A 17792-nucleotide genomic window follows, 5' to 3' on the forward strand; every position below is an offset into this window, starting at 1 on the left:
ATGATCGCTAGTTACAGATTTGCACTAATTCTGGTTCGAGAATTGCACGGCCGCTCGTGCCATGAATGCACGCGTGGCGCCGACCTGGGCCGAGCTGCCAGGTGTCGTGGTGGGCACGAGGCAGAATGAGGGTGTGAGTTTCAGTCCGTTTGGCCCGGCGTCGGCTGAGCCGCCTCGCAGGCGTCGGGTGTAGCGCCATGCCGGCGGTGAAGCGTGTGCTGCCGTGGCGGCGCTTGCCGAACACCGTCGCGGCCGACATCTCGCCGGTCGTCGAGCGTTACCGGCAACTCTGGCCGAAGCGATCACCTGAGCTCGTGATCCGTGCCTACGAGGCTGCTGCGCAGGCGCACGAGGGTCAACGGCGCAAGACCGGCGAGGCGTACATCACCCACCCGGTCGCGGTGGCCGGAGTGGTTGCCGATCTCGGCCTCGACGACACGTCGATCGCCGCAGCACTGCTGCATGACGCCATCGAGGACACCAGCGTCGAGCTGGTCGCGCTGTCCGACGAGTTCGGTTCTGAGGTGGCGGCCATCGTGGACGGTGTCACCAAGCTCGACCGGGTGCGCTTCGCTTCCAAGCAGGCACAGCAGGCCGCCACGCTGCGCAAGATGCTGGTGGCTATTGCGAACGATCCGCGCGTGCTGATGATCAAGCTGTCGGACCGTCTGCACAACATGCGCACGATCGGGGCTCTGGATGGCACCAAGCAGGCCGACATCGCCCGTGAGACGCTCGACATCTACGCCCCGCTCGCCAACCGGCTGGGCATGCAGCAGGTGCGAGACGAGCTGGAGGACCTGGCGTTTGCAGCGCTGTACCCGAAGCGCTACGCCGAGATCGACCGCATGCTGGCCGAGCGCACACCCGAGCAGGAGCGATACGTCGACCAGGTGCTGATCGAGGTCCGCAATCAGCTCTCCCGGATGAAGATCGACGCCACGGTGACCGGACGCAAGAAGCACCACTGGAGCGTCTACGAGAAGATGGTCATCAAGAACCGCTCGTTCGACGAGATCTTCGACCTGGTGGGCATCCGAGTGGTCGTCCCCACGATTCGCGACGCGTACGCGGCCCTGGGCTCGATCCACGCGACCTGGAAACCGGTGACTGGCCGGTTCAAGGACTACATCGCGATGCCCAAGTTCAACCTGTACCAGTCCTTGCACACGACCGTGGTGGGACCTTCGGGCACCGCGGTGGAAGTGCAGATCCGCACTGTCGAGATGCATCAGCGGGCCGAGTTCGGGGTGGCGGCCCACTGGCGCTACAAGGCGGAGCGCAATGGCGCTTCGGCCGCCGAGGCGGACATGCCGTGGCTGAGCCGTCTGGTCGAGTGGCAGGCAGAGTCTGACGACCCGGCCGAGTTCATGCGCACCATCGCCAGCGACCTGGGCCACGGAGAGGTGTACGTGTTCACGCCCAAGGGCCACGTGGTGACGTTGCCGACCGGCGCCACGCCCATCGACTTCGCGTACGCCATCCACACCGACATCGGCGACTCGCTCATCGGCGCCAAGATCGACGGGCGGCTGGTGCCGCTCGATCGGGCGCTGCGCTCGGGCGACACGATCGAAGCGTTCACGTCAGACGATCCGGGAACCCGGCCGTCGCGCGATTGGCTGGAGACTGCGGTCACCCCCCGGGCCCGCTACAGCATCCGGCGCTGGTTCGCCCGCTCCGATCGCTCCGAATGGGTGGCTGCCGGCAGGGAGGCCGTCTCGGACGAGTTGCGCTCCGAAGGGCTCAAGGCGTCGCTGCTCATCGACGGCGACGAGATGCAAGCAGTGGCGGAGCAGTTCAGCCGGGCCGACCCCGAGCTGCTCTTCGAAGCGGTTGGCAAGGGCGACATTCAGTCGCATTCAGTGGCCAAGCGACTCGTCGACAACCTGCGCGACGAGGGCGACGGCGTGCAACTGCCGGCCCGCCCCGCCCGCCAGCGCGGCTCACGCCGTCGCCGCTCCGCCGGCGTTCATGTCGACGGCCACGACGACTCGCTGGTGCGCCTCGCCCGCTGCTGCAGCCCGGTGCGCGGCGACGAGATCCTGGGCTTCGCCACGAGCGGGCGCGGCCTCTCGGTGCATCGCGCCGACTGTGCCAACGCGGCCGAGCTGGCGACGTCGTCGAACGCCCGGCAGGTCGAGGTGGAGTGGGACGAGAGCTGGGCGGGCGAGTTCGCCGCGGCGCTGGAGGTTCGGGGCCTCGACCGCAACCGGCTGCTGCTCGACGTTGTCAACGTGGTCTCGGGCCGCCATGACCTGTCGATCGCCAGCTGCGACACGTTTGTGGGCGACGATCAGGTGGCAGTGATGCAGTTCGAGGTCGAGGTCGGCGATCCGGTGCTGCTGGATCAGCTGCTGGCGGCATTGCGGGACGTCAATGGCGTGTTCGACGCGTACCGCACCATCGAAGGCCTAGCCCGCACCGAATACTGAGGGTGCGCACCAATTGCTGAGGGCCCGGCCCAGCGGTCGCCGTGCGCCTTGGGCTAGTTGTATAGTCGTTAACTGGTAACCATGGTGTGTTTATTGTGACTAGACTGTGTTCATGGCAGGAGATGAAACAGGCAGGCACTACGGCGCATTGGCTGGACGTGTCGTTCCAGCCGGCGAGTTCAAGACGAACTGTTTGCGCCTGATGGACGAGGTGCACGAGACCGGTGCCGAGATCGTCGTCACCAAACGGCGGCGTGCGGTGGTGCGAGTGAGCGCAATCCGAGATGGACGGCCGAAGCTGGTGGGGTCGTGTGTGGGCCAGCTTCGAATCCTCGCCGATATCGACAGCGAGCCGGCGATCCCAACCGAGGACTGGGACATGATCGCCCGGCCCGAGCAGGTGGTCGAGTCGGCCCCGCAGCAATGAGCCTCGTGCTTGACACCAATGTGCTGCTGCGCTTGGTGTCCGACAGCGCCGACCTCAGCGACGGGTTCAAAGAAGCGGTGGAGAGCGCTCTTGATGACGGCGAGGTGGCGGTTTCCGCGATCACGTTCGTGGAGACGACTCGGCTGCACCATCATGGCCGCATCAACCTCGGCCAACATCCGGCGACATGGCGCCGGGAGCGTCTCGCATCGGGTCTGCGCGAGCTGCCCGTTGACGGTGACATCGCTGTCGAGTCGGTCTTGCTGATGAACTCGGGTTTTCACCGCGATCCCGCCGACCAGGTGATCGTCGCCACGGCCATCCTCCACGGATTGACGCTGGCGACGACAGACGCAGCGATCCATGACTGGGCCGAAAGGACTCGTCTCGTCCAGTTGCTCGATCCAGCAGCCTGATCTCGTCAATCGACACCATCGCTCACGAATGTCGATATGCAATCGGCGCTCCCGCCGCCATTCACCGAGTCGGGTCGATGCAAGCTGAGCTAGGACTGGCGCTGGTCGGGCCGTAGCCTGCGCTGGTCATGTCCGGTACGCCTTCGACGCCTGCGCGCCCTTCCGACGGTGACGAGGCAACAGCCGGGAAATCCTTCCGGACGCCGATTGGAACGCACGACCTGGCCCCGCCCGAATCGGGTCGTTGGGTCGCGCTCTTGGGCACATTCATCGGCGCAGCGGACCGAGCTGGCTTCGGTTACCTGCAGACGCCGATCTTCGAGGACATCGGCGTGTTCAGCCGCATTGGCGAGGGCACCGACGTGGTCGGCAAGGAGATGTACGAATTCGCCGATCGCAGCGATCGACGGCTCGCGTTGCGGCCCGAGGGAACGGCATCGGTGTGCCGGGCATTCGCCCAGCACCGGCCGACGACGCCCTGGAAGGTTTGGTACCAGGGACCGTTCTTCCGCTACGAGTCGCCTCAAGCGGGCCGCTACCGCCAGTTCCACCAGATCGGCGCAGAGACGCTGGGCACCGACGACCCTGACGCTGACGTCGAGATCATCGCTCTAACGGCCGAGTTCTTCGGTGCCATCGGGCTGCAGCGGGTGCCGCTGCTGCTGAACTCCATGGGCGACGCCGACACCCGCTTGGCGTATGGCGAGGCACTCACCTCCTACCTGCAACGCCGGGCTGACGACGTAGATCCCGCCGATCGGGACAAGATCGAGCGCCACCCGCTGCGCATCCTGGACTCGAAACGTGCCGCAACCGCAGCGGTGGCCGCTGAGGCCCCGCAGATCACAGACTTCCTGTCTGGCGAGACCGCCGCCCACTTTGAACGGGTGCGCGAGGGCCTCGGCGCTCTCGGGATCGAACATGAAGTCGAGCCCAAGCTGGTGCGGGGTCTCGACTACTACACCCGCACCACGTTCGAGTTCCGCGCCGCAAGCTTGGACACCGCCCAGGACACCATCTGCGGCGGCGGCCGCTACAACGGCCTCGTCGAGGCACTCGGTGGGCCGCCCACGCCAGGCATCGGGTTTGCGCTGGGCATCGAGCGGCTGCTGCTCGCATGCGATGCCGAGGGCGTCTTCGACGTGTCAGCGCAGCGAGCCGAGGTGTGGGTGATCGACACCGCTGGAGGTGCTGCGGCACGCGACCTCACACACCAGCTGCGGTCCATCGGCGTGCGAGCCGACCGTGCCTTCGACGACCGATCCATACGGGCGCAGATGCGGGCCGCTGACCGCTCCGGTGCCCAGATCGCGCTCATCGTGGGAACCGACGAGATTGACGCCGGCAGGGTCACGGTCCGGCCGCTGCGACGCGCCGACGGCGGCAGTACAGACATGCCGCAGCAGACCGTGCCGCGGTCGGAATTGCTTGGCACGCTGCGAACCGTCTTTGACGTGCTGAACGCCCCGGCGCCCGCTTCCGCTGACAGCTCGAACCCAGCTTGAACCCCAAAGGACTGACCGAGTGATCACTGGCATGCGTACCGACTATTGCGGGCGGCTCAGCCGCGCCGACATCGGCCGGGAAGTCACCGTGTGCGGCTGGGTTTCCCGGCGTCGTGAGCATGGCGAGCACCTGGCCTTCGTCGACCTGCGCGACCGGACGGGCCTCGTGCAGTGCGTCGTAGACCACGCACACGATCTGCGTTCGGAGTACGTGCTGGCGGTGACCGGGACAGTTCGGGAGCGCCCATCAGATACTGCCAATCCCGACCTGGCCACGGGCGAGATCGAGATCGGCGATGCAACCGTCGAGGTGCTGTCTCGCTCGGAGCCGCCGCCGTTCCAGGTCGACGGTCGTACCGAAGTGGACGAGATGCTGCGCATCCGGCATCGCTACCTGGATCTGCGCAACCCCCGCATGCATTCGAACCTGGTGAAACGGGCGCGTGTCAACGCAGCGATCCGGCGCTCGATGGAGGCCGCCGAGTTCATCGAGATCGAGACGCCCACACTGGTGGCGTCGACGCCGGAAGGCGCCCGTGACTTCGTGGTGCCCAGCCGGCTGCATCAAGGCCGCTTCTATGCGCTGCCGCAGAGCCCGCAGCTGTTCAAGCAGCTCTGCATGGTGGGCGGGATCGACCGCTACTACCAGATCGCTCGATGCCTGCGGGATGAGGACCTTCGAGCGGATCGCCAGTTCGAGTTCACCCAGCTCGACTTGGAAATGAGCTTTGCCACCGGCGCCGAGGTGCGAGCCGTGATCAGCACCGCAGTGGCAGAGGCTGTCGAGGAGATCACCGGTGTGCGCCCCGCAGCGATGCCCGAGATCACTTGGCACGAAGCGATTGACCGCTATGGATCGGACAAGCCGGACCTGCGCTTTGGGCTCGAGCTCGTCGAGCTCAGCGACCTGTTCACCGAGACGGGATTCAATGCGTTCAAAGCGCCCGCCGTGCGGGGCATCCGGGTGCCCCGCGGCGGCGACATCAGCCGTAACGCGGTCGACGATCTCACCAAGCACTGCCAGCGCTGGGGCGCCAAGGGCCTCGTTTGGATGCGAGTCAGCGCCGGCGAGTCGCCCCTCGATGGAGCCCGCAGCGCGGCAGGCGGCCGGCTGGCCGTCGTGTCGCCGGTTGCGAAGTTCATGTCCGACGCCGAAATCGACGGCGTTCTGGAGCGTCTGGGCGCCGAGCCGGGGGACATGTGCTACCTGGTGGCCGACACCTGGCGCAGAGCCAGCGGAGTGCTCGGACTGCTGCGACTGGAGCTGGGCCGTCCGCCGGTGAACGAGGGCGGGCTGCACTTCCTGTGGGTCGTGGACTTCCCGCTGTTCGACGACGTGAACGCCGACGGTCTTCCGGCACCGGCACATCATCCGTTCACGATGCCCCACACCGACGATCTCGAAACGGTCGCAGCGGCCTCGACGCGGATGGCGGCCGGTGGAGGCTTCGACGCCGACACGCTGCTCGACGTGCGATCGCAGGCGTACGACCTGGTGCTGAACGGCTGGGAGTTGGGCTCGGGCAGCGTCCGGATCCATCGGGGCGACATCCAGCAGCAGATCTTCGACCTGCTGGGCATCGAGCCCGCCGCAGCGAAGGAGCGATTCGGATTCCTGCTGGATGCATTCCGGTTCGGCGCTCCGCCGCATGCCGGCTTCGCCTTCGGCATCGACCGCCTGGCGGCGTTGCTGTGCGGCGAGGAGAACATCCGTGAGGTCATTGCATTTCCCAAGAGCCAGTCCGGCGCCGACCCGCTCACGAATTCCCCGTCTGCGATCTCCGATGTCCAACTCGACGAGCTGGGCCTCGCTCTCGTGCTCAGCGACGAAGAGGACGAATCATGAGCAGCAGCGATCTTGCCGCCGTGGTGGTGACAGTCTGCGTCGTGATCGCGCTCGTAGTGCTCATCGCGGTGCTGACTCAGGCGTTCGCCCTGATGCGAGAGCTTCGGCGCAAGCTCGAGGAATTCGATACCACGGCCGGACCGGCACTGAGCCAGCTGGCGGACACCGCCGAGATGGCCCAGGCCGAGATCAGCCGCCTGCGTGACCTGTTGAACGTTGCCCAGAAGGTCGCAGGGTTGGCTGAGTCAGCCGGGGCAGCCACGGCGCGGGCCGCTTCGTTGCCGGTCGACAAGGTTCGCTCGGCTATTTCTGTGCTGCGCGGAGCGCAGACATCGAGCACAGGACTCCGGGGCAAACCCTCAGACGAAGGGCGCGAGACTGCTCCCAGCAGCGAGAGCGAGGAGCGCTGAGATGCTGAAGCGGATGCGCTGGTTGACCTTGGGCGCCGGATTGGGCGCTGGCGCCTCGCTGTGGGTGCAACGGCGGCTGCGGGTGCTCCTGGACCGCTACGCACCAGTACGGGGCACGGCCAATGTGCTGGGCACCGCACGCCAGATGCGCCGCGACCTGCGAATCGCCTGGCGGGACGGCAAGCGCCAGATGCAAAACGCCGAGCAGCGGCTGCGTGACGAACGTGACCGTCGCTGGGCTGAGCGCCGTCACCGCCGCGAGGCCGCCTGAGGCGCCACTGAGCCGGCGGAGGCCCATCGGCGGCCACGGAGGCCGCGAAGGCTCATCGGTATCCTTGCTCCGATGCGCGCCGACGAACTGCGTGAAGCGTTCAGCTCATTCTGGGCAGAGCGAGGCCACGAGGTTCGCCCCTCCGCGAGCCTGATTCCGCACGAGCCGTCGCTGCTGTTCACGGTGGCTGGCATGGTGCCGTTCATGCCGTACTTCCTCGGCTCCGAGGTGCCTCCGACGCGGCGCATGGTCACCATCCAGAAGTGCGTCCGGGCCGGCGGCAAGCACAACGATCTCGACGACATCGGCCGCACCAACCGGCACTTCACGTTCTTCGAGATGATGGGAAACTTCAGCTTCGGCGACTACTTCAAGGCCGAAGCCATCCCGTGGGCGTGGGAGTTCGTCACCGAAGTACTCGGACTCGAACGGGACAAGCTCTGGGTGACCGTCCACGTCAGCGATGACGATGCCGCCGAGATCTGGCAGACCAAGGTCGGCGTTCCAGCCGAGCGCATCCAGCGACTCGACAAGGACAACTGGTGGGCGGCGGGCGATGTCGGCCCATGCGGACCCTGCAGCGAGATCTTCTACGACATCGGACCCGACCACGGCCCCGACGGCGGCCCCGCGCACGGCGGCGAGGATCGCTTTGTCGAGATCTGGAACCTCGTCTTCATGCAGTTCGCAGCTGACGGCACCGGCGAGATGACACCGCTGGATGCACCCGGAATCGACACCGGCGCCGGCCTCGAACGGATCCTGGCGGTGCTGCAAGGCGTGCCAGCGGCGTGGGACATCGACCTGTTTGCGCCCCTGCTGGCCGAGGCCGAGCGCATCTGCGGCAAGACCTACGGCGCAGACCCCGAGACCGACGTCTCAATGCGGATCTTCGCCGACCACGCCCGCACCACGGCGATGCTCATCTCCGACGGCGTATTCCCCTCCAACGAAGACCGCGGCTACGTGCTGCGTCGCATTATCCGCCGTGCTGTGCGCCACGCCTGGGTGCTGGGGGTCGACGAGGTGGTGATGCCCCGGCTGGTGGACATCGTCGTTGACGTCATGGGCGACCACTACACCGACCTGGTCGCCAACCGGCAATTCATCGCGGACGTGGTGGCCCGCGAGGAGGAGCGCTTCCGGACCACGCTTGCTACAGGCCAGAAGATCCTCGATGAAGCCACCGCCGGGCTCGAGGGGGCAGATGCAGCAAACCCGGAATCAGCAAACACAGTGCTCGATGGCGAGGTCGCCTTCCTGCTGCACGACACCCACGGCTTCCCGGTGGAGGTGACCGAAGAGATCCTCACCGAACGCGGCTTGAGCCTCGACCGTGACGGCTTCGATGCCGCCATGGAACGCCAGCGCGAGCGGGCGCGGGCTGGTCGTTCGGGCGGACCTACCTTCGCCGACGAGCGCTACCGGGAGATCCTGGCGCAGTTCGGGCCAACTCAATTCGTACGGGACACGCCGGCGGTGTCCGAGACACGGGTGCTGGCGGTGTTCGAGTCGGCTCGAGACGATGATCAGGACGGCGAGGACGACCTCGTCGAGGTGTTCTTGGACCGCACGCCGTTCTACGCCGAGAGCGGTGGACAGATCGGTGACACCGGGACGATCTCGGGACCTGACGGCAGCATCGAGGTGCTCGATTGCACGTATGCGCTTGCCGATCTGCACCGCCACATCGGGCGCGTTCATGGCGAACGCGTGGAGTCCGGATCGCTGGTCAGCGCCGAGATCGATGACCAGCGCCGGGCGGCCATTCGACGCAACCACACCGGCACCCACATCCTGCACTGGGCGCTGCGCGAAGTGCTGGGCGATCATGTCAAACAGGCGGGCTCGCTGGTGGCACCAGACCGACTGCGCTTCGACTTCAGCCACTACGAGGGCGTCAACCGCGACCAGCTGCGTGAGATCGAGCGCGTCGCAAACGCCGAGATCATCACCAACGGCCGCTGCCGGCACTACGAGACCTCGATGAACCACGCGCAAGCCATTGGCGCAATTGCATTCTTCGGAGACAAGTACGGCGACGTGGTGCGCGTGCTCGAAGCGGGGGAGCACTCGACCGAGCTCTGCGGGGGCACCCACGTGGCTGCACTCGGCGACATCGGGCACCTGCGGATCGTCTCGGAGTCGAGCATCGGCTCGAACATGCGACGCATCGAGGCGGTGACCGGGCTTGCCACCGTGGAGCGGCTCGCGGATGCCGAGGACACGCTGGACTCGCTGGCTGAGATGTTGAACGCTCAGCCAGATGAGATCGCCTCTGCGGTGCAGCGGCGTCTGGACGAGACCAAGAAGCTGCGCCGGCAAGTGCGCGACCTGCAACGCACAATGGCGTCGTCGCGGGCCGCTGAACTGGCTGCCATGGCCGACGATGGCGTGGTCATCGCCGACCTCGGCGATCTCGAGCGCGATGCGCTGAAGGACCTCGCCGTATCGGTGCGCGACCGTGGGGGCATCCGGGCCGTCGTGTTGGCCTCTGCGCCCGCCGCTGGGGGAGTGGCCCTAGTGGCGGCGGTGGATCCGGCCGGCAACCTGTCGGCGGGCGACCTTCTGCGAGACGCTGCCCGGACGGTCGGCGGAGGATTTGGCGCGAAAGGCGACCCGCCGTTGGTGGTGGCCGGCGGTCGCAATCCTGACGGCATCGGCGACGCCCTGGCCCAGGCCCGAGTAGCGGCACTCGGGGCTTGAGGCGCCGGGTACCACGGAACAAGACAGGCCAGCTGTGTCGGGCCCGATGAAGCGGGCGATCGGCGTAGACCTCGGCTCGAAGCGCATCGGCGTGGCCTTCGCGCCTGCCGATGTTGCGGTGGCGGTGCCCTACGAAGTCCTCGAACGCAGCGGCGAACGTGCCCGGGACCACCGAGCGCTCGCAGGTATGGTCGCTGACGTGGGTGCGGAGGTGGTCGTGATCGGCTTGCCGACGTCGCTCGATGGCAGCGAAGGACCGGCCGCCGCTGGCGTACGGGCCGAGGCTGACGAGATCGCGGCGGCACTCGATGTGCCGGTGGTCCTGCATGACGAGCGCTACACGACAGTCACCGCCGAGCGCATCCTCACCGAACAGGGAGTGCGGGGACCCGCCCGCCGCAAGGTCATCGACAAGGTGGCTGCTTCGGTCATCCTGCAGTCGTGGCTCGATGCCCGTGACTGACGACATCACCGAACTCGAAGCCGATGAGGCCGAATCGGGACGGGCGACGGCGCTGCGCACTCCTCCGGCTATGCGCAAGATGGCGGATCGACTTGCGCGCTTCGTAGGTCTGGCTTCGGCTGACCAATCCTCGGTTGTCGAACCGGGCCTGGTACAGCGAGCGCAGCCCGACGGCGGACCTGCAACGACGCCGAGCCGGGCACGGTCCGCTGGCGGTTCGCAGCCCGTCAGTGGCCGCCGCGGCGTCGACTACGAGGTGGTCAGCACGCGACGCGGACCTGGCACATTCGGCGCGCTCTTGGTTCTGGTGTTGCTCGGCTTCATCGCCTGGACGGCGGGCAGCCGCGCCTACCGCTGGGTGACCGAACAGCTCGACCCGCCCGGCGCTCCGACGGGCGAGATCGCGCTCACCCTGCCGTTGGGCTCCAGCACGGCCAGCATTTCCGATCTGCTCGAAACGGAAGGCGTCATCCCGAGTTCACGGGCCTACGAGTGGTATGTGCGTTTACGAGGGGGTCCCGCATTTCAAGCCGGCGAGTACACGTTCCAGTCCAACTCGTCGGTTTGGGAAACCCTGGCTGTGCTCGAGGCCGGGCCGAGCCGCGTCGCGCAGGCCGCCCAGCAGCCGCTCACCATTCCCGAAGGCCTGACCTTGGCGCAGATGGCCGACCTCTTCGACGATGTGCAGGGCCTGAGCTTCAGCGGTAGAGATTTCCTGACAGCGGTGCGCGAACGGCCAGTGCTGTCGTTGGTCGCGCCGACGCCGCCGGTCCTGCCCGAAGGCGTGATCGAACCAGCTGAGGGACAGCTCTTCTCCGATACCTACTTCTACGACTCTCAGACCAGCGCTGAGCAGCTGGTGGCACTCATGGTCGATCGGCTCGATGCCGTGCTCACTGAACTGGACTACGCAGATGCGCCGCGCCGGATCGGTCTGACGTCGTACGAGACGCTGATCGTGGCCAGCATGATCGAACGCGAGGCCCAGCGCACCGAGGACCGTCCCACGGTGGCGCGGGTGATCTACAACAGGCTCGCTCGCGGGTGGTCGCTGGGTCTGGATGCCACGGTCGTGTACGTGGTGGGCTCGCAGGAGTTGACCGCCGACCTGCTGACGGTCAACTCGCCATACAACACCCGGGTGCTCGTGGGGCTGCCGCCCACACCGATTGCGGCTCCGGGGCGCGCCTCGCTCGAAGCGGCTCTGAATCCGGAGGACGGGCCGTGGATGTACTTCGTGCTGACGTCGGAAGACGGCACCCTGTCGTTCTCCGAGACCGACGAGGAGTTCCAGCGCGACAAGGCCGTGTGTGTCGAATTGGGACTCTGCGGGTGAGTGGCGTCGGGCAGAGTGGGGAGATGAGCGACGAAGCGGCGCACCAGCGCCCGAGTGGGCGCGCTGAATCGATGCTGCGCCCGAGTGGTCGCGCTGAGTCGATGCTGCGCCTAAATGGGCGCACGAAGGTCGCCGGAGTGATCGGTGACCCCGTCCAGCATTCACTCAGTCCGGCGCTGCACAATGCAGCGTTTGAGCATCTAGGCCTGGACTGGGTCTACACGGCGTTCGCAGTGCCCGCCGGGCAGGGCGGCGATGCGGTGGCAGCGATGCGCGTGCTGGGGATCGAAGGCCTGTCAGTCACCATGCCCCACAAGGACGACGTTGCTGCTGCCTGCGACGAGCTGTCGCCCGCAGCTGCACTGCTGGAGGCCGCGAACTGCGTGCGTCGCAACGGCGACCGGCTGATCGGGGAGAACACCGACGGCGACGGATTCTTGGCGTCGCTGAGGATCCAGGCGGGTGTGGAGCCCGCCGGCATGCACGCCGTGGTGTTCGGTGCGGGCGGGGCAGCCCGTGCGGTGATCGTGGCGCTCGCGTCACAAGGAGCCTCGGTGACCGTGGTGAACCGCTCGGCGGAAGCGGCCGTGCGCGCTGCCGCGTTGGGCGCCGCGGCGGGTGCGACCGCAGGAGTCGCTGCATCCCGCGCAGCCATGGTCGGCGGCCCGAGGGCGGTGCGCGACGCCGACTTGGTGGTCAACGCCACACCGCTCGGCATGTCCAAGGTTGATCCGCTGCCGTTCGATCCGGCGTTGCTGCGGTCACGCCAGATCGTCGCCGACCTCATCTACCGGCCCGAACGGACCCCGTTGCTCGAAGCGGCCGCCACTGCGGGCGCCATGACGCTCAACGGCGTCGGAATGCTCTTGTACCAGGCCGCCGCGCAGTTCAAGATGTGGACCGGCCGCGACGCACCCATCGACGTGATGGCTGCGGCTGTGGGCCTGGAACTCGCCGGGTAGCACCCCGGCCCGCATGCGGCCCCGGCGGCCGCCGGCGACCGGAGAGGCATCGGCGTGACCATTGCAACGGCAGACCTGAGCCTTTCTGCGGTTGCAGCGATCGTGCTCGGCGGCACAGCCGCGGGAACCGTCGCCTCACGCTGTGCTCAGCGCAGTTTCGGCGTCAACCTGCACCCGGCTCTGGCGATCGCGTCGTGCGTCACGATCGCGGCCGCTCTTGGGTTGCGACTCGGTGACAGCGCCTACCTCGCGCCCTTGCTCGCGTTCGGATGGGCAGGTGTGGTCATCTCCGGCATCGACCTGCGCACCCACCTGATACCCACGCGGCTCTTGCGTGCGGTTGCCGCCGCTGCCATTCCCTTGGTGTGCGGGGCTGCGGCGATCGATGCCGGCTTCGCAGGAGTGGCACGAGCCGTTGCCGCCGCCGCCATCGGCGCAGTTGTCGGGTGGGGGATGATGCACCTCGTCTGGCTTGCCGCCCGGGGCGGCCTGGGCTACGGCGATGTGCGTCTGGGCGGGTACCTGGGTATGCACTTGGGACTCGGCGGGTTCACCACGGTGCTGGAAGGGTTGCTGGCCGGTTTCGCCATTGCCGCGCTCGTTGGCGCCGTGGGCGTGGTGGTGCTGCGCCGCGGCAGCGACCATCGTTTCGCGCTCGGCCCATCGCTGGTTGCCGGCGCGCTCGCCGTCATCTGGTGGTCCGCACCGGCGGGCCTCGTCACATGAGCACTGGGTGACCGGCACGTCGCAGGCCGCTGATGGGCGGACACATGGCTAGGCAGTCGGGCACGTGGGCAGTGTTGTTTCCAGGCAGTCGTCACGTGCCGCGTCGGTACCCTCGCCCGTGATGTCCGAGCCCCTCATCGTGACCGTGCCGATGGGTGAACGCACCTATCCGGTGCTCGTAGGCAAAGGCGTGCGCCGCGACCTTGCGCAGCTGATGCCCGCCAGCGCGCGCCGAGCCGCCGTGGTCACCCAGGCGGGCATCGGCGTCGAGGTTGACCCGGGCGTTCCATTTGAGACCTTCGCGATCCCCGACGGCGAGCAGGCCAAGGAGTTGGGCACCATTGGAGAGCTGTGCAGCGGATTCGCCCGCTTCGGCCTGACCCGCCGTGATGTAGTGGTGGGCGTCGGAGGCGGTGTGGTCACCGACGTGGCTGGTTTCGCCGCGGCTGTGTACCACCGGGGCGTGGCCGTTGTGCATCTCGCCACGACCTTGCTGGGCCAGATCGACGCTGCGGTAGGCGGCAAGACCGGCGTGAACCTCGCGGAGGGCAAGAATCTCGTCGGAGCGTTCTGGCAGCCAGCAGCGGTCCTGTGCGACACAGAAGTGCTGGACTCACTGCCGGAGCGCGAACTTCGTGCCGGTTTTGGTGAGTTGGCGAAGTACCACTTCATCGGCGGCAGGTCGGATGCGGCTGAACTCATTGGAAACGCCTGTGCGCGCCTCGAGATGTTCAACGATGCCAGCGTTGTTCGTCGTTACGCCGACCACCGATCGTTACTGCGGCGGCAATTCAGAGGCGATGATCTCCGGTCGAGATTGCTCGATGGCTGCGAATTCGATGAGCTAGCGCGCGACGAACTGATTGCGGCATGTGTGGCCATCAAAGCCGAGGTGGTGAGCTCTGACGAGACCGAAGGCGGTCGCCGGGCGCTGCTGAACTACGGCCACACGCTGGCGCACGCGCTCGAGATCGCCGGCCGGTTCGATCTGCGCCACGGCGAGGCGGTGGCAATCGGGCTGCGCTACGCGTCCTTGGTGGCGCGATTGATGGACCGGATCGACACCTACCGTGTCGCCGATCACGAATCGGTGCTCGAGTCCTACGGGCTCGACGCGAAGCTGCCCTCCGGCGTAGATCACGACGAGATCATCGAGCTGTTCGGCCGAGATAAGAAGGCCACCGACGGCATCACGTTCGTGCTCGACGGGCCGAACGGTCTCGAAGTGGCGCCCAACGTCGACCCCAGCGTGCTGCGAAGCGCGCTTGAGCGGATGTGATCGAGGCCATGGCTCGCCACGTCGTACTGCTGCTGTCGGGTCCGAACCTGAACCTGTTGGGAACCCGCGAACCCGAGATCTACGGCACCGACACGCTGCTCGACCACGTTCGGGCCGCACGCCGAGCGGCAACCGAACTCGGCTGGGATCTCGAGCACCGCCAGAGCAACCACGAGGGCGACCTCGTCGACGCCGTGCATTCGGGCATCGGCCGCGTCGGGGCCATCGTGGTGAACCCCGGTGCGCTCACCCACTACGGCTGGTCGCTGCACGATGCGCTCGCCGCATTCGACGGACCCGTAGTGGAGCTGCACCTGTCCGAGCCCCGCGAGCGCGAGTCATGGCGGCGCCTGTCGGTGGTGGAGCCGCTGGCGAGCGCCCGGGTCGCGGGAGATGGAGGCGCTGGCTACCCCCGAGCGGTCGCGCTTGCCATCGAGGCGGCAGCCGCAGCGGCAGAGACTCCGGACCCCGGCGACGAGGCCAGCGACCCGTCGTAAAGGCGAGCCGTGCTTGTACTGTCCCGCTGCGACCGCTGTGATCCGCCCAGGTTGAATCCAAGAGGTTGATATGGCCATCTCCACTGCCGACTTCCGCAACGGCATGACGCTTGATCTCGACGGCGGCTTGTTTCAGGTCACCGAGTTCCAGCACGTCAAGCCGGGCAAGGGAGGCGCGTTTGTGCGCACGACGCTCCGCAACGTGCGCACCGGTGCGGTGGTGGAACGCACCTTCCGGGCCGGCGAGCGGATGGAACGTGCGCTCATCGACCACCGCGACATGCAATACCTGTACGCCGACGGCGATTCTCTGGTGTTCATGGACACCGACAGCTACGAGCAGCTTCCCGTCAGCCGTGCCGCCGCCGGGGGCGCAACGAATTACCTCGTAGAGGGCGAGATGGCCACAGTGGTGCGCCACGGCGACGAGGTGCTGGGAGTCGAGCTGTCGGCATCGGTGGTGCTCGAAGTGGCCGATACCGACCCAGGCGTGCAGGGCGACCGGGTGTCGGGTGCACGCAAGCCGGCAACGATGTCCACCGGACTGGTGGTGCAGGTGCCGCTGTTCATCGAGGCTGGCGAGCGGTTGAAGGTCGACACCCGCAGCGGCGATTACGTCGAGCGCGCCCGCGGCTGACCCCGCAGGGTTGCTGAGACGGGCACAGGTCCACTGCCATGACTCGCTCCAGCGACCCGTTCGCAGCCCCCGATGAGCCGACCCGTCGGCGCGAGGCGCGCCAGCGCTCGGTGGAACTGCTGTACGAGGCCGAGATGAAGTCCTGTTACCTGTCGGACGTGCTCGCAGAGCAGATCAGCGATCTCGACCCGTTCGCGCACGAGCTGGCCACTGGTATCGCCGCCCAGCAAGAGGCGCTCACCGAGCGTCTCGCTGGGCTGCTGAACGAGGGGTGGACTCCGCAGCGCCTCGGTATCTGCGACCGCCTGATCCTGCTTCAGGGGCTCTTCGAGCTCGAACGCGGGGCTGCTCCGGCCGCCGTGGTCATCAACGAAGCCGTCGAATTGGCGCACCGACTGGGCGCAACCGATCGCAGCGGGGCCCTCGTGAACGGAGTCCTCGCCACCGCTATGGGCAGTTCGTGACAGCGGACGGCGGTCAGCGGCCACGCAGGATCGCCGAACGCGAGCTCGTCTTCCTGCTGGGCGCCATCAGCGCCACGACGGCGCTGGGCATCGACATGGCGCTGCCCGCCTTCACCGACATCCGGATCGGCTTGGGTCTCGCTGCTGATTCGCCTCGGGTCGCACTTACCGTCACCCTGTATTTCCTGGGACTTGCCGGCGCGCAGATGGTGTATGGCCCATTCACTGACCGTTTCGGTCGCAAGCCTGCGCTGTACGCCGGCCTGGCTCTGTACACCTTCGGCGCCTTGGGCTCTGCGCTCGCTCCGACGTTCGAGATTCTGATCGTCAGCCGGCTGATCTGGGGCATCGGCGCTGCAGGGCCCCGGGCTCTCACCCTGGCCATCGGCCGCGACCTGTACGAGGGGGATCGGCTGGCCCGCGTGCTGGCGGCGGTTGCGGCGGTGTTCATGCTGGTTCCCGCCATCGCGCCATTGCTCGGCAAGGCGGTGCTGGCCGTCGGGACGTGGCGCTGGGTCATGGGCGCTCCGATCGTGCTGACGGTGGTGCTGGCGATCTGGGTGATCCGGCTCCCCGAGTCGCTCCCGCCCGCGCGTCGCCGCCCGCTCACCCTCGGCCGAACCCGTGAAGCCATCGTCGCGGTCTTCGCCAACAAGGTGACCATCGGCTCGGCACTGGCGGTCATGTTCGACATGGCTCGTTCGTCGCTTTCTTGGGGAGCAGCCAACTCCTCTTCGACGACGTGTACGGCCGGGGCGACGTGTTCGCGTTCTACTTCGCAGGGATGAGCTTGTTCATGGGGCTGGTGGTGTTCACCGGGAGCCGGCAGGTGACACGTATCGGTGCCGACCGGGCGATCGTGGTGCTCCTTCCGACCACGCTGGTCCTCTCGACGGTCCTGGCACTGTGGTCGTGGCAGGCCGGCGGTCAGCCGTGGTTCTTCGGCTGGTTCGCCGTGATCACGGTGATCAATTCGCTGCGCACGTTCACGAGTCCGCTGATCCTGGCCCAGGCCATGGAGCCGATGGGCGAGCTGGCCGGCACCGCATCAGCGGTGATCGGCACAATCTCGATGGGCGGCGGAGCGCTGCTTGCGATGCTCATCGACCGCACCATCGCTGGTTCGGTGACGCCGCTGGCAGTTGCCTATGCCGGCTACGGCGCGGTCGGCCTCGCATTCGCGCTGTGGGCCCGTCGGCACCGAACCCCGTCGGCCATCACAGACCCCGCCGCCTAGCGCTGAGGGCGACCTGCCAAGGACTATTTCGTGCATCGGGACGTTCGCGTCATGGTTCAAGTTTCATAGATATTGAAAATCATTGGAATGAGCTAACACGACGCGCCTAGAACTCCCAACGATCCGTTGGTGACGGCCTCGACTCAACGAGGCGGCCGCGGGCCCGGAGTCCGTA

The 17792-nt window shown here is 67.0% G+C and carries 18 protein-coding genes; all 18 read left to right on the forward strand.

Going from position 1 to position 17792, the window contains the following annotated elements:
* Positions 1-197 precede the first annotated feature (197 nt).
* Complete coding sequence (locus tag ACPXYO_RS13000) at positions 198-2435, forward strand: RelA/SpoT family protein (protein WP_423921166.1); 2238 nt, start codon at positions 198-200, stop codon at positions 2433-2435.
* Between the two features lie 112 nt (positions 2436-2547).
* Positions 2548-2862 carry a type II toxin-antitoxin system Phd/YefM family antitoxin gene (locus ACPXYO_RS13005; protein ID WP_423921169.1) on the forward strand — a complete coding sequence of 105 codons (315 nt, stop codon included), beginning with the start codon at positions 2548-2550 and terminating at the stop codon, positions 2860-2862.
* A 5-nt stretch (positions 2863-2867) separates the two neighbouring features.
* Positions 2868-3278 carry a type II toxin-antitoxin system VapC family toxin gene (locus ACPXYO_RS13010; protein ID WP_423921171.1) on the forward strand — a complete coding sequence of 137 codons (411 nt, stop codon included), beginning with the start codon at positions 2868-2870 and terminating at the stop codon, positions 3276-3278.
* Positions 3279-3406: 128 nt separating this feature from the next.
* A complete protein-coding gene (gene hisS, locus ACPXYO_RS13015) occupies positions 3407-4783 on the forward strand; it encodes a histidine--tRNA ligase (RefSeq protein ID WP_423921174.1) in 1377 nt (458 codons plus the stop codon).
* A 31-nt stretch (positions 4784-4814) separates the two neighbouring features.
* A complete protein-coding gene (aspS, locus tag ACPXYO_RS13020; RefSeq protein WP_423923854.1) occupies positions 4815-6629 on the forward strand; it encodes an aspartate--tRNA ligase in 1815 nt (604 codons plus the stop codon).
* On the forward strand, positions 6626-7039 hold the full coding sequence (locus tag ACPXYO_RS13025; protein WP_423921177.1) for a hypothetical protein: 414 nt from the start codon (positions 6626-6628) through the stop codon (positions 7037-7039). Before aspS ends, ACPXYO_RS13025 begins: the two co-directional genes overlap by 4 nt.
* Position 7040: 1 nt before the next feature.
* The gene (locus tag ACPXYO_RS13030) at positions 7041-7310 is read left to right on the forward strand and encodes a hypothetical protein (protein ID WP_423921180.1); all 270 of its coding nucleotides are present in this window, start codon (positions 7041-7043) and stop codon (positions 7308-7310) included.
* Positions 7311-7382: 72 nt separating this feature from the next.
* Positions 7383-10016 (forward strand): alanine--tRNA ligase, encoded by a 2634-nt coding sequence (gene alaS / locus ACPXYO_RS13035; RefSeq protein ID WP_423921183.1) that lies wholly within the window; start codon positions 7383-7385, stop codon positions 10014-10016.
* A gap of 46 nt (positions 10017-10062) precedes the next feature.
* A complete protein-coding gene (gene ruvX / locus ACPXYO_RS13040; RefSeq protein ID WP_423921185.1) occupies positions 10063-10479 on the forward strand; it encodes a Holliday junction resolvase RuvX in 417 nt (138 codons plus the stop codon).
* Entirely contained in the window at positions 10466-11815 is a 1350-nt protein-coding gene (gene mltG, locus ACPXYO_RS13045) for an endolytic transglycosylase MltG (protein ID WP_423921188.1), read from the forward strand. Before ruvX ends, mltG begins: the two co-directional genes overlap by 14 nt.
* A 23-nt stretch (positions 11816-11838) precedes the next feature.
* Positions 11839-12777, forward strand: coding sequence for a shikimate dehydrogenase (aroE, locus tag ACPXYO_RS13050; RefSeq protein WP_423921190.1), 939 nt, complete (start codon positions 11839-11841; stop codon positions 12775-12777).
* A gap of 54 nt (positions 12778-12831) precedes the next feature.
* On the forward strand, positions 12832-13503 hold the full coding sequence (locus tag ACPXYO_RS13055; protein ID WP_423921193.1) for a prepilin peptidase: 672 nt from the start codon (positions 12832-12834) through the stop codon (positions 13501-13503).
* A gap of 121 nt (positions 13504-13624) precedes the next feature.
* A complete protein-coding gene (locus tag ACPXYO_RS13060; protein WP_423921196.1) occupies positions 13625-14782 on the forward strand; it encodes a 3-dehydroquinate synthase family protein in 1158 nt (385 codons plus the stop codon).
* 8 nt (positions 14783-14790) lie between these two features.
* Positions 14791-15279 carry a type II 3-dehydroquinate dehydratase gene (locus tag ACPXYO_RS13065; RefSeq protein WP_423921199.1) on the forward strand — a complete coding sequence of 163 codons (489 nt, stop codon included), beginning with the start codon at positions 14791-14793 and terminating at the stop codon, positions 15277-15279.
* 70 nt (positions 15280-15349) lie between these two features.
* Entirely contained in the window at positions 15350-15916 is a 567-nt protein-coding gene (gene efp, locus ACPXYO_RS13070) for an elongation factor P (protein WP_423921201.1), read from the forward strand.
* 38 nt (positions 15917-15954) lie between these two features.
* Entirely contained in the window at positions 15955-16380 is a 426-nt protein-coding gene (locus ACPXYO_RS13075; RefSeq protein WP_423921204.1) for a transcription antitermination factor NusB, read from the forward strand.
* The gene (locus ACPXYO_RS13080; protein ID WP_423921207.1) at positions 16377-17168 is read left to right on the forward strand and encodes an MFS transporter; all 792 of its coding nucleotides are present in this window, start codon (positions 16377-16379) and stop codon (positions 17166-17168) included. The genes ACPXYO_RS13075 and ACPXYO_RS13080 overlap by 4 nt, the downstream gene beginning before the upstream one ends.
* Positions 17165-17617 carry a hypothetical protein gene (locus ACPXYO_RS13085; RefSeq protein ID WP_423921210.1) on the forward strand — a complete coding sequence of 151 codons (453 nt, stop codon included), beginning with the start codon at positions 17165-17167 and terminating at the stop codon, positions 17615-17617. The genes ACPXYO_RS13080 and ACPXYO_RS13085 overlap by 4 nt, the downstream gene beginning before the upstream one ends.
* Positions 17618-17792: the final 175 nt, after the last annotated feature.

It is taken from the genome of Candidatus Poriferisodalis sp., from assembly GCF_965237655.1.
Classification (GTDB): domain Bacteria; phylum Actinomycetota; class Acidimicrobiia; order Acidimicrobiales; family Poriferisodalaceae; genus Poriferisodalis.

Coding starts and splice junctions, on each gene's coding strand:
- ACPXYO_RS13000 (WP_423921166.1), top strand. CDS start 198: ATGCCGGCGGTGAAGCGTGTGCTGCCGTGGCGGCGCTTGCCGAACACC.
- aspS (WP_423923854.1), top strand. CDS start 4,815: ATGCGTACCGACTATTGCGGGCGGCTCAGCCGCGCCGACATCGGCCGG.
- aroE (WP_423921190.1), top strand. CDS start 11,839: ATGAGCGACGAAGCGGCGCACCAGCGCCCGAGTGGGCGCGCTGAATCG.
- ruvX (WP_423921185.1), top strand. CDS start 10,063: ATGAAGCGGGCGATCGGCGTAGACCTCGGCTCGAAGCGCATCGGCGTG.
- alaS (WP_423921183.1), top strand. CDS start 7,383: ATGCGCGCCGACGAACTGCGTGAAGCGTTCAGCTCATTCTGGGCAGAG.
- ACPXYO_RS13030 (WP_423921180.1), top strand. CDS start 7,041: ATGCTGAAGCGGATGCGCTGGTTGACCTTGGGCGCCGGATTGGGCGCT.
- hisS (WP_423921174.1), top strand. CDS start 3,407: ATGTCCGGTACGCCTTCGACGCCTGCGCGCCCTTCCGACGGTGACGAG.
- ACPXYO_RS13025 (WP_423921177.1), top strand. CDS start 6,626: ATGAGCAGCAGCGATCTTGCCGCCGTGGTGGTGACAGTCTGCGTCGTG.
- mltG (WP_423921188.1), top strand. CDS start 10,466: ATGCCCGTGACTGACGACATCACCGAACTCGAAGCCGATGAGGCCGAA.
- efp (WP_423921201.1), top strand. CDS start 15,350: ATGGCCATCTCCACTGCCGACTTCCGCAACGGCATGACGCTTGATCTC.
- ACPXYO_RS13065 (WP_423921199.1), top strand. CDS start 14,791: ATGGCTCGCCACGTCGTACTGCTGCTGTCGGGTCCGAACCTGAACCTG.
- ACPXYO_RS13060 (WP_423921196.1), top strand. CDS start 13,625: ATGTCCGAGCCCCTCATCGTGACCGTGCCGATGGGTGAACGCACCTAT.
- ACPXYO_RS13075 (WP_423921204.1), top strand. CDS start 15,955: ATGACTCGCTCCAGCGACCCGTTCGCAGCCCCCGATGAGCCGACCCGT.
- ACPXYO_RS13085 (WP_423921210.1), top strand. CDS start 17,165: ATGAGCTTGTTCATGGGGCTGGTGGTGTTCACCGGGAGCCGGCAGGTG.
- ACPXYO_RS13005 (WP_423921169.1), top strand. CDS start 2,548: ATGGCAGGAGATGAAACAGGCAGGCACTACGGCGCATTGGCTGGACGT.